This window comes from Bacillus sp. AFS041924 (assembly GCF_002577195.1).
Classification (GTDB): Bacteria; Bacillota; Bacilli; order Bacillales; family Bacillaceae_G; genus Gottfriedia.
The window spans coordinates 1-11,914 of sequence record NZ_NULG01000125.1 but is presented as its reverse complement, the minus strand read 5'-3'; the positions used below and the strand labels follow the sequence as shown (position 1 = coordinate 11,914).

Sequence of the window (11,914 nt, the reverse complement as noted above, 5' to 3'; positions counted from 1 at the left end):
GAATTACATGGCAAAGCAGAAGCAGCAAAAATCAAAAGCTCGAAAGTCATCAAATGGACATGGTTCAATATGGTATGAAATTACTGGTTTGATTTTTATAGCACTATCGATCGTCACAATCTTAAAGCTTGGTATAGTAGGTAAAGCCTTTGTATTATTCCTAAGATTTTTCTTTGGAGAATGGTATATGCTTAGCTTTCTTTTTATAATCGGTTTATCAGCATATAGTATCATTTATCGAAAAAGACCTCCATTTGTTTCGAGCGTAACGATTGGTGGATTGTTGATCTTCTTAAGTATATTGATGTTTAGTCATGTTACTCTATTTGATTTAATAGCAAAAAATAATCAATTTAAAGATCAATCTGTCATTAAAAGAACGCTAGATTTATTCTTAGAAGAAGCGAAAGGGAAAATTGGCGTGGTGGATCTTGGCGGAGGTATGATTGGCGCATTACTTTTTGCAGTTTTATACTTCTTATTTGATCGAACAGGTGCGATTCTTTTTGGCATCATTGCAATTGTTGCGGGAGTATTATTTATTACCGGAAAGCCACTTGGGGGTTATATATATCAATATCTAATGCCGAAAGTAAGAAATACAATTTCAGATAGTTGGAATGATTTTACAAATTTCTGGAAGCGTGGTCGCGAACAAAAAACTACTACAAGTAGACGAGCTGAGGCTAAACAAAAGAGAAAAGCTAAAAAGGATTCATATGAAGATCCTGAGGAAGAAGTTGCGATAAGTAATAATTTAAATTATCAGGTAAATAATTCATATGAAGATGAATTCACCAAGCCGAAAAAAGAAATTCAAATCGAATATTCTCCTACATATCAACCACCAAAGGAACCAGAATTGATCATCGCAAAGGACTCAAATCAAATTCAAGCTCATTTTGCAGAGGAAGAAGATCATTCAATCGAATTGCCAGTTGCAGAAGTTGGTGTTGATGATGATAAGGTAGATTACGTACTGCCTTCATTGGACTTATTAGCCTATCCAAAGGGCGCTAAAAAACGTGAAAATGAATCAAAATTAAAAGAAAATGCGGACAAGCTTGAAAGAACATTTCAAAGCTTTGGCGTAAAGGCTACAGTTACAAAAGTCCATCATGGACCGGCAGTAACGAAATATGAAGTATATCCTGAGGCAGGAGTAAAAGTTAGTCGAATTGTAAATCTTAGTGATGATTTAGCACTTGCACTTGCTGCAAAAGATATTCGAATCGAAGCTCCTATTCCAGGTAAATCTGCTGTAGGTATTGAAGTGCCAAATACAAATATAACGACTGTTTTGCTTAGAGAAGTTCTCGAAGCAAAAAATCCTAAATTACAAAATCCGTTAGCAGTATCTTTAGGAAAGGATATTGCCGGTGATGCTGTATTTGCAGAGCTTAATAAAATGCCGCATTTATTAGTAGCTGGAGCGACAGGTAGTGGTAAGAGTGTCTGTATAAATGGAATCATTGTTAGCATCCTAATGAATGCAAAACCGTCTGAAGTAAAACTTATGTTAATTGATCCAAAGATGGTTGAATTAAATGTTTATAATGGAATTCCACATTTACTAACACCTGTTGTTACAAATCCTAAAAAGGCATCACAAGCTTTACGAAAAGTAGTAAGTGAAATGGAAAGAAGATACGAGCTTTTTTCTCACTCAGGTACAAGAAATATCGAAGGCTATAACGATTTAACAAAGCAAAATAACGCAATGACTGATTCTAAACAACCTTTATTACCATTTATCGTAGTGATTGTTGATGAGTTAGCAGACTTGATGATGGTAGCTTCGAGTGATGTAGAAGATTCAATTACAAGATTAGCTCAAATGGCTCGTGCAGCAGGTATCCACTTAATTATTGCTACACAAAGACCATCAGTTGATGTTATAACTGGGGTTATTAAAGCAAATATACCGTCTCGAATTGCATTTAGCGTATCATCACAAACAGATTCTCGTACAATACTTGATACTGGAGGAGCAGAAAAACTATTAGGTAGAGGAGATATGTTGTATCAACCAATCGGTGCATCAAAACCACTTCGCGTTCAAGGAGCATTTTTATCAGATGATGAAGTTGAACGAGTTGTCGAATTTTCAATCTCTCAACAAAAGGCTCAATACCAAGAAGAAATGATGGTAAAAGAGGAAAAAGATGGGAAATCGGAAGTGGATGATGATCTTTATAATGAAGCTGTTGATTTAGTAACAAATATGCAATCAGCCTCTGTTTCACTACTTCAAAGAAGGTTTAGAATTGGATATACAAGAGCTGCTAGATTGATCGATGCGATGGAAGAAAATGGAATAGTCGGTCCGTATGAAGGTAGTAAACCTAGAGAAGTATTAATTAGTAAACCAGTAGAAGATGAACAAGCATTGTCTTAGAAAAATGAAAAAATTGTCGAAACATTGTTGACAATTTTAGACATAGAATGATATTATTTCTTCAGATAAATTGATAGTCCTCATATAATTTCGACGTTATGGGTCGGAAGTTTCTACATTGCAACCAATATTTGCAATACTATGGGGAAAAAGCATTATTATGGAGAAATGATTTATATTTTAACGAGAAATCAAAAACTCTTATAATCTAGCTTTTTCACCTAGTGAAACTGTAGATTATAAGAGTTTTTTATGTTTAAAATCGTCTAAAGATTCATTAACGAAATAAAAAGTAAAGCGTTTTCAAAAAAGTGTTGAAATGATTAAAAAATAACAGTATAGTAAAGAAGGATTATACGACAGATGTCTAACAACTGATGTCTGAAATCCGAAGTTTGGGGGATGGGAAATGAAGATTAAAACGGATACCAGATTGCTATATCTCCAAGTGATGGATCGAATAAAACAAGATATTGAGAATGGTATTTATTTGCCACATCATAAGTTACCATCAGAGTATGAGTTATCTAAAATATTTGGAGTCAGTAGAGCAACATTAAGAGAAGCATTGAGAGTTTTAGAAGAAGAAAATATTCTAGTTAGAAGACATGGTGTAGGGACATTTGTGAAACCAAAACCTATTTTTAGGACAGGCATTGAACAATTAAGTAGTGTTTCAGAAATGATTGTTGAAGCAGGTAAGACGCCTGGTACAATCTTCTTATCTTCTAAACTATTAGTACCAACTAAAGAAGATTTAAAAAGCTTCTCAATCACAGAAGATGATCGTATGCATGTAGTTGAAAGAATTCGAACTGCAAATGGAGAGCCTGTAGTTTACTGTATTGATAAATTACCAACTAATTATTTTAAACAGGTTCCATCATATGAAGATCATTCGTTTTTTTCATTCATTAAAAAAGAAACTGGTCGAAATATCGAGTACTCAAGTGCAAGAATCGAACCAATTGGATACAACGATAAAGTATCTCCTTTATTACAGTGTGAACCAGATGTTTCATTATTATTAATCGAACAACTACATTTTGATGACTTAAACCGTGCCGTTCTTCATTCTTATAATTATTTCAGAGCGGATCAGTTCAGCTTTAATGTCTTAAGAAAGAGAAATTAAATTGAATAGCCAAGTTTATTTTTACGAAAAATAATTATTGGCTAGTTTTTAAATATTGTTTACAGAAATTTCATTAAATTATTAGGGAGGTGGATCGTTAAGTTAACGATTATAAACCAAGCTAGTACAAAAGTAAATAAAAATTTAAGGGGGCAAATTTTCATGAAGATGAAAAAAGCTGGTCTTGTTCTTTCAATGGCCTTAGCAGCAGGTACAATTTTAGGTGCTTGTGGTAAAGGTGGAGAAACAAAAGACGCAAAAGGCGCATTTAAAGTAGGTATGGTAACAGACGCTGGTACTATTGATGATAAGTCATTTAACCAAGGTACTTGGGAAGGGATCCAAGCTGGAGCGAAAGACTTAGGGTTCGATCTTAAAAAAGATACAAAATATTTAAAACCAGTTGGAACAACTGAAGCAGACTATTTAAAAGAAATGGGTAACTTACACGATGCAGGTTTTAAATTTATCGTAACTCCAGGTTTTAAATTCGAAACTGCAGTATTTAAAGCTCAAGATAAATATAAAGATGATAAATTTGTTATTATCGATGGTACACCGCACTCTGCAGATGATATGAAACCAGTAGTAAAAGATAACACTGTATCAATCTTCTTTGCAGAACATGAAGCTGGATTTGTAGCTGGTGTTGCAACTGCTCTTCAATTAAAAACTGGTGATTTAGGATTTATCGGTGGTATGGAAATTCCAGCAGTACAAAAATTCAATTGGGGATTCCAACAAGGTGTTAAATATGCAAATGATAACCTTGGAACAAAGATGTCTTTAAAAGCTGAGAACGTTGTATACGAAGGTAGCTTCAACAATGTAGCTGGTGGACAACAAATTGCTGCACAAATGTATGACCGTGGAGTTAAAGCAATCTTCACTGCTGCAGGTGGTGTAGGTGTTGGTGCAATCAACGAATCAAAAGCTCGTGCTAAAAACGGTAAAGAAGCTTGGATTATTGGTGTAGACGTTGACCAATATTCTGAAGGTATTTACGAAGGTAAGAAATCAACAATCTTAACTTCTGCAATGAAAGATATTTCTAAAGCAGCTTCTGATATGATGAAAGCTGAAAAAGATGGAAAATTCCCTGGTGGACAAACATTAATTTTCGATGCTAAAAATGATGGTGTAGGCTTACCAAAAGAAAATCCAAACTTAAGTGATGAAACAGTTACAAAAGTTGACGAAGTATATAGCAAAATTAAGTCTGGCGAAATCGTTGTAGCAAGCGAAAGAGGAAGTTTAATTAAATAATCTATGTAATATAAGAAGAAGCATAAGTAAGGTTGACCCTATTTATGCTTCTTCTGACCTAAAATGAATTTTCATGCCTTAACCAATTGAAAGCAATTTGTAAGTAGCGCTTTTAATTGTTTAGGGCATGAGTAAAGGGTGAATCCCCCCTAAAAATATAAAAATAAATGATAAAATATTTCGAATTCACGTGATGCGTTTTTGAATAAATGATTTCGTAATATACGAGGAGGAAGTTTATGGAATATGTAGTGGAAATGTTAAATATAACAAAAGAATTTCCAGGTATTATAGCAAATGATAATATTACACTACGATTAAAAAAAGGTGAAGTTCATGCTCTTCTTGGTGAAAATGGAGCAGGGAAGTCAACTTTAATGTCCGTCCTTTTTGGAATGTATACACCTGAAAAAGGTATGATTAAAGTCAAAGGTAAAGAAGTAAAAATCTCAAATCCAAATGTTGCAAATGAACTAGGAATCGGAATGGTTCATCAACACTTTAAGTTAGTTCAAAACTTTACAGTTACTGAAAATATTATTTTAGGTCTTGAGCCGAAAAAAGGCTTAGTTGTAGATGTCAAAACAGCAGCTAAACGTATTGAAGAGCTATCAAAAACTTACGGTTTAAACGTGGATCCATATGCAAAAATTGAAGATATCTCTGTTGGTATGCAACAAAGAGTTGAAATATTAAAAACTTTGTATCGAAATGCAGATGTTTTAATCTTGGATGAGCCAACTGCTGTTTTAACTCCTCAAGAAATTCAAGATTTAATGAGTATTATTAAAAACTTAATAAAAGAAGGTAAGTCAATTATCATCATTACTCATAAATTAAAAGAGATTAAAGCTGTTGCTGATCAATGTACTGTAATACGTCACGGTAAATACATCGGTACTGTGGATGTTAAACAAACTTCTGAAGCTGAAATGGCATCTATGATGGTCGGACGTCAGGTCTCTTTCAAAGTAAATAAGACTGAATCTAAGCCAGGTGAGGTTGTCCTTCAAGTTAATAATTTAAGTGTGAAAAATAATAAAAAAGTACTTGGTCTAAAAAATGCGTCACTACAAGTTCGTGCTGGTGAGATTGTTGGGATCGCAGGAGTAGAAGGAAATGGACAATCTGAGCTTGTAGAAGCGATTACTGGATTAAGACCAATTGAAGAAGGAAGTATCCAATTAAAAGGTAAAGATATTTCAAAAAACAGTATTCGTGAACGAATTCATAGTGGAATCGCACATATTCCAGAAGATCGACAAAAACGTGGATTAGTACTTGAATATTCAATTGAAGAAAACGTTGTCTTAGAAATATATAATCAGGCCCCATATTCAAAATATGGAGTGTTAAATAAAGAAGCCATTGCTAAACATGCTAAGAAAATCATCGAGGAATTTGATGTTCGCTCAGGTGAAGGAGCGAAAACAGTTGTTGAGTCGATGTCTGGTGGAAATCAGCAAAAAGCAATTATCGGGCGTGAAATTGAATTAAAGCCAGAGTTACTAATTGCTTGTCAACCAACACGTGGATTAGATGTAGGGTCTATTGAGTATATTCATAAGAGATTAATAGAACAAAGAGATAACGGTAAAGCAGTACTACTAATCTCTTTAGAGCTTGAAGAAGTATTAAATCTTTCTGATCGTATTGCAATTGTCAATGCCGGTGAAATTATTGATATAGTTGATGCGAAAAATACGAATGAAGATGAATTAGGGCTGATGATGGCTGGTATAAAGAGAGGTGAAAGGGCATGAAAAAGGGAGGAATAATTTCTTTAATTGCCATATTTTTAGGATTAATTGCCGGAGCGTTATTAATTTTAATTACTGGAAATGATCCAGTAGAAGGTTTTTCATACTTATTTCAAGGTGGGTTAAAGGATCCTGAGCGTATTGGAAATACTTTAGCTACTGCTACTCCATTAATATTAACTGGACTTTCTGTTGCATTTGCATTCAGAACTGGTTTATTTAATATCGGTGCATCAGGACAAATGCTTTTCGGAGGATTTGTAGCATCAGCAATCGGTTTAACTTATGACTTACCGACTTTAATTTTAGTTCCAATTATGGTAATTGCAGGAGCTTTAGCGGGTGCTTTATGGGCATTTATACCAGGTCTACTAAAAGCAAAGTTCAATGTTCACGAAGTAGTTTCAACGATAATGATGAATTGGATTGCTTATTGGACAATTTACTATTTAGTTCCTCAGTACTTTAAAGGAAACACAGAAACTGAATCTAAAATTCTACCGGATGCAGCAACATTAAAAATGCAATTTCTAACTGATTTATTTGGTGGGTCTTGGATTAATTTTGGATTATTTATTGCTGTTATTATGGTAATTATCATTTCATTTATCATTAATCGTACTGTTTTAGGCTATGAGCTAAAAGCTGTAGGTTATAACCGTAGTGCTGCTGAATATGCAGGTATTTCAGTAAATCGCAATGTTATCTTATCTATGATGATATCAGGTGGACTAGCTGGACTTGCTGGTGTAACTCAATATGCTGGTAACTCTTCTTTAATACAGATTGGTGTTTTACCGACAGAAGGTTTTGACGGAATTGCGGTTGCATTATTAGGTATGAACACACCGATTGGTGTATTCTTCTCAGCAATATTCTTTGGTATTTTATACTCTGGTAAAGGATTTATGAGTGCGATGACTGCGATTCCACCAGAAATCGCTGACGTAATTATTGCAATCATCATTTACTTTGCTGCTACAAGTGTTTTAATTAAAAAAGTTATCGATCGTGTTGGTAAATCTCGTAAATACAAAAATGAAGCAGTTAACAGCAAAGATGGAGAGAAGGTGAAATAAGGCAATGGATTTAATCATACAAATTTTCCCATATGCAATTGCCTATACGATTCCTTTATTAATCGTAGCTTTAGGTGGTTTATTTTCTGAACGAAGTGGAGTCGTAAATATTGGTTTAGAAGGTTTAATGGTAGTTGGTGGCTTTACAAGTGCTTTAACAATTTCAAAATTACAAGAAACATATCCAACTGAAACTTGGGTTATCTGGGTAGGGATTCTTGTAGCAATGGTTGCGGGTGCTTTATTTTCACTATTACACGCATTTGCAAGTATAAATTTAAATGCGGATCAAGTTATTAGTGGTATCGCAATTAATATGATTGCAGGAGCATTAACTATTTTCTTAGCAAGAAACTTAACAGGTTCAGGTAACATTCGTATTAATGGTATGATCCGAAGTGATATTCCAGTTTTAAGTGATATACCGGTTATTGGAGATCTGTTCTTTAAAAATGCGTATCCAACGACTTGGCTTGTACTTGTTATCTTAATTGTTAGCACATTTATTATTTATAAAACTCGTATTGGATTACGATTACGTGCTTGTGGTGAATACCCTCAAGCAGCTGATGCAGCTGGGATTAACGTATATCGTATTCGTTATCTAGGTGTAATCGTTTCAGGTGCTTTTTCAGGATTAGGTGGAGCAATCATTCTTGTAACATATTCTGGTGAGTTTACAGGATCAGTTGCTGGTTTAGGTTTCCTTGCAATTGCTGCATTAATTTTTGGACAATGGAAACCACTAGGGATCTTAGCTGCAACATTATTCTTCGGTGTTGCAACTACAATTGCTAATGTATCACAAGTAATTCCTAGCTTGGCTCAAATACCACCATTAGCATTAAAGTTATTCCCATACGTTGTAACTTTAATTGCATTAGTACTATTCTCAAAATCATCTCAAGCACCAAAATCAGTTGGTGTTGCTTATGAAAAAGGTAAACGATAAATAAATGTTTAAGAAGGTGTCCTTTGGGGCACTTTCTTTTTTATGTTCGAAAATAAAATCGGTGTAATTAATAGAAGCGTAGCGGTAGGTATAGTTGAATTGCAAATATGTATAGCCAATTGCAATTAAGTCGTTTGTCTTTGCGATTAGGGAAAGGTGCAAATTGCTTACTGTAAATAAATTTTGAAAATCACAAATATAAATAGGAAGAAACGCAAATAAAATTAACGAAACTGCAATTAAATGTAAAGCATCAAATTATTAAAAAACCGAGATCCCCCCTTGATAATACTCCACGCTACTAACCTTTATATTAGAATCAAATTTTTTCATTATAAGTTTCGAGTGAATTGTAAGTTACAGTGACAATTATAAAAGCCTTTTTTATTTGAAATAATAATTTTGGGTAAACTAAGCAGTAGGTTTTATTTTTGGTAAAATTAGAGATACAATGAAGATATTGGAAATAAATATGAGTAAATAGTAATTGTCTAAGGAGGGTTCAATTTGAATTTGTTACAGTACAAAAATAGCGATATTAATGGTATTAAACTACATGTGGTAACAACAGAAAAATTTAAAACAAATTCGATTACGTTAAAAGTACGTGGAAAGCTAGAAGAAGAAACAGTATCATTCCGTGGAATTTTACCTTATGTATTACAAAGCGGTACAAAAGATCTTCCTACTAATGGCGAAATTAGAAGGAAATTAGAGGATTTATACGGGGCTACATTCTTTGTAGACGTATCTAAAAAAGGTGATTATCATGTTATGTCATTTACAATTGATATTGCAAATGAAAAATACCTTTCAAATCAAAGCTCTTTATTAAATGATGCACTTTCGCTTATAGCTTCAATATGGCAAAATCCATTTTTAGAAAATGGTGCATTTTCAGCTAAACATGTTGAAACTCAAAAAAGAACCCAAATACAACGAATCCAATCCATTAATGATGATAAATTAAAATTTGCAAATCAACGACTAGTAGAAGAAATGTTTAAGGATGAACCATATGCATTACTTGCAAATGGAAAAACTGAAGATGTTAATTCAATAACAGCTGAATCTCTTTATAAATATTATGAAAAAGCTTTACAGCAGGATTTAATTGATCTTTATATAATTGGTGATGTTGCATTTGATCAATGTAAACAATTAGTAGAAGAAAACTTTCGAAATACTACTAGTGAATCTTTGAGTGTTGAAACAGAAAAAGCAAAACCGATTGAAACTCCTAATGAAGTAATTGAAGAACAAAAATTAAACCAAGCTAAACTACACATTGGATATACTACAGAGATTTCAATTAAAGACCCGGATTATTTTGCACTTCAAGTGTTTAATGGACTTTATGGAGGGTTTTCACATTCTAAATTATTTATTAATGTTCGAGAAAAAAATAGCTTAGCATACTATGCTGCATCACGTTTTGAAAGCCATAAATCAATTTTAATGGTCATGTCTGGTATTGCTAGTGAAAATTATGAAAAAGCTACAACAATAATCGCTGAGCAGCTTGAAGAAATGAAAAAAGGAAATTTCACAGAAGAGGAAATTGCTCAAACAAAATTAGTTATTAAAAATAGTCTATTAGAAAGTATGGACACTGCATATGGAATTATTGAAACTTTATTCAATGATCAAGCTGCAGGTAACGAACGTCCGATTGAAGACTGGATTCCTGCAATCGAAAAAGTTACTAAAGATGAAATTGTAGCTGTGGCGAATAAAATACAACTGCATACAACATATTTCTTAAAAGGTCAGGAGGGAGCATAATGGAAAAAAAGTATTTTGAACAATTGAATGAAACTCTATACTTCGAAGAGCTTGAAAACGGATTAAAAGTATATATTCTTCCTAAACAAGGCTACAACAAAACGTATGCGACCTTTACAACAAAATATGGTTCAATTGACTCTGAATTTATTCCATTAGGAAAAGATGAGAAATTAGTTGTACCAGATGGAATTGCCCATTTTTTAGAGCATAAATTGTTTGAAAAGAAAGATGGAGATGTGTTCCAAGTTTTTAGTAAACAAGGTGCTTCTTCAAATGCATTTACAAGTTTTACACGGACAGCTTATTTATTTTCAGCAACGGATAATGTAGAACAAAATTTAATTACATTAGTTGATTTCGTTCAGGATCCATATTTCTCTGATCAAAGTGTGGAAAAAGAAAAAGGAATTATCGGGCAAGAAATTAAGATGTACGAAGATAATCCCGACTGGAGACAATATTTTGGGATGATTGCTAATTTATACGGAAAACATCCTGTTAGAACAGATATTGCTGGCACGGTTGAATCAATTTCAAAAATTACAAAAGAGCTACTTTACACTTGTTACGAAACATTTTATCACCCAAGTAATATGTTGTTTTTTGTTGTAGGACCAGTAGATCCAGAAAAGACAATGAATTTAATTAGAGACAACCAAAGCAAAAAAACATTCAAAGATGCTAACGAAATTAAACGATTTTTCCCAGAAGAAACTCCTGAATCTGCAGAAAAGAAAAAAGTACTGCATATGAATGTTCAATCTTCGAAAGTACTTGTTGGAATTAAAGACTTTACAGCACCTATAGGAGGAAACGAATTACTAAAGCATGAATTAACAGTTTCCGTATTATTAGATTATTTATTTGGCAAAGGATCAAATACTTATCAAGAAATGTATGAAGATGGTTTAATCGACGATACATTCTCATATGATTACTCAGCTGAAAATGGTTTTGCGTTCGCAATTATTGGAGGAGACTCAACCTCACCAGAAAAACTTTCTGAAAAAGTAAAGGAAGTTTTATTAAACTCCATTCATCATAATTGGGAAAAGGAAATTGTTGATCGTGTAGTTAAGAAGAAAATTGGCGGATTCTTACGATCATTAAATTCACCAGAATATATCGCAAACCAATTTACACGATACGCTTTCTTAGATATGCATTTATTTGACATTGTATCTGTGTTACAATCTATCTCTGTAGAGGATCTAAAAGCAAGTGCTAGTCATTTAATAAATGAAGACTATATGAGTGAATTTTTCGTTCTTCCTCATTAATCTGAATTAAAAAGCATCCTTTTAGGATGCTTTTTGTAATTATGATATAAAAATTTAAGGTTATTTAAAGAATCAAAGTGTACTATTTATAAGGTAATGAATTTTTAGAGCTTATTTCTCTTTTCTTTTACCCCTTATATTCCTTAAATTTTAGGCTCTGTTAATATTAATTGTTGATTTTAGTTAAATTCGGGACTAATTGAAATGGAAGGTGCGAAGACTCCTATGGGAAATGCGGGAAACTTGAGACCCCTAA

8 protein-coding genes and 1 riboswitch are annotated in these 11,914 nt (G+C 33.2%); all 8 genes read left to right on the top strand.

Annotated features, from left to right (window positions below; all coding sequences use genetic code 11):
- Positions 1-7 precede the first annotated feature (7 nt).
- A complete protein-coding gene (locus COC46_RS20145; protein WP_098811689.1) occupies positions 8-2,398 on the top strand; it encodes a DNA translocase FtsK in 2,391 nt (796 codons plus the stop codon).
- Between the two features lie 60 nt (positions 2,399-2,458).
- Positions 2,459-2,560, top strand: a riboswitch (purine riboswitch).
- Positions 2,561-2,807: 247 nt separating this feature from the next.
- Positions 2,808-3,533, top strand: a complete 726-nt coding sequence (locus COC46_RS20140) for a GntR family transcriptional regulator (protein WP_098811688.1) — start codon at positions 2,808-2,810, stop codon at positions 3,531-3,533.
- A 168-nt stretch (positions 3,534-3,701) separates the two neighbouring features.
- Positions 3,702-4,799 (top strand): BMP family lipoprotein, encoded by a 1,098-nt coding sequence (locus COC46_RS20135; protein ID WP_218012473.1) that lies wholly within the window; start codon positions 3,702-3,704, stop codon positions 4,797-4,799.
- A gap of 239 nt (positions 4,800-5,038) precedes the next feature.
- Positions 5,039-6,562 carry an ABC transporter ATP-binding protein gene (locus COC46_RS20130; protein ID WP_098811686.1) on the top strand — a complete coding sequence of 508 codons (1,524 nt, stop codon included), beginning with the start codon at positions 5,039-5,041 and terminating at the stop codon, positions 6,560-6,562.
- A complete protein-coding gene (locus COC46_RS20125; protein ID WP_098811685.1) occupies positions 6,559-7,638 on the top strand; it encodes an ABC transporter permease in 1,080 nt (359 codons plus the stop codon). Before COC46_RS20130 ends, COC46_RS20125 begins: the two co-directional genes overlap by 4 nt.
- A gap of 4 nt (positions 7,639-7,642) precedes the next feature.
- Positions 7,643-8,590, top strand: a complete 948-nt coding sequence (locus COC46_RS20120; protein WP_098811684.1) for an ABC transporter permease — start codon at positions 7,643-7,645, stop codon at positions 8,588-8,590.
- A 513-nt stretch (positions 8,591-9,103) separates the two neighbouring features.
- Positions 9,104-10,375, top strand: a complete 1,272-nt coding sequence (gene yfmF / locus COC46_RS20115; protein WP_369700073.1) for an EF-P 5-aminopentanol modification-associated protein YfmF — start codon at positions 9,104-9,106, stop codon at positions 10,373-10,375.
- A complete protein-coding gene (gene yfmH, locus COC46_RS20110; RefSeq protein ID WP_098811682.1) occupies positions 10,375-11,658 on the top strand; it encodes an EF-P 5-aminopentanol modification-associated protein YfmH in 1,284 nt (427 codons plus the stop codon). Before yfmF ends, yfmH begins: the two co-directional genes overlap by 1 nt.
- The last annotated feature ends 256 nt before the right edge of the window (positions 11,659-11,914 follow it).

Coding starts and splice junctions, on each gene's coding strand:
- COC46_RS20145 (WP_098811689.1), top strand. CDS start 8: ATGGCAAAGCAGAAGCAGCAAAAATCAAAAGCTCGAAAGTCATCAAAT.
- COC46_RS20140 (WP_098811688.1), top strand. CDS start 2,808: ATGAAGATTAAAACGGATACCAGATTGCTATATCTCCAAGTGATGGAT.
- COC46_RS20135 (WP_218012473.1), top strand. CDS start 3,702: ATGAAAAAAGCTGGTCTTGTTCTTTCAATGGCCTTAGCAGCAGGTACA.
- COC46_RS20130 (WP_098811686.1), top strand. CDS start 5,039: ATGGAATATGTAGTGGAAATGTTAAATATAACAAAAGAATTTCCAGGT.
- COC46_RS20125 (WP_098811685.1), top strand. CDS start 6,559: ATGAAAAAGGGAGGAATAATTTCTTTAATTGCCATATTTTTAGGATTA.
- COC46_RS20120 (WP_098811684.1), top strand. CDS start 7,643: ATGGATTTAATCATACAAATTTTCCCATATGCAATTGCCTATACGATT.
- yfmH (WP_098811682.1), top strand. CDS start 10,375: ATGGAAAAAAAGTATTTTGAACAATTGAATGAAACTCTATACTTCGAA.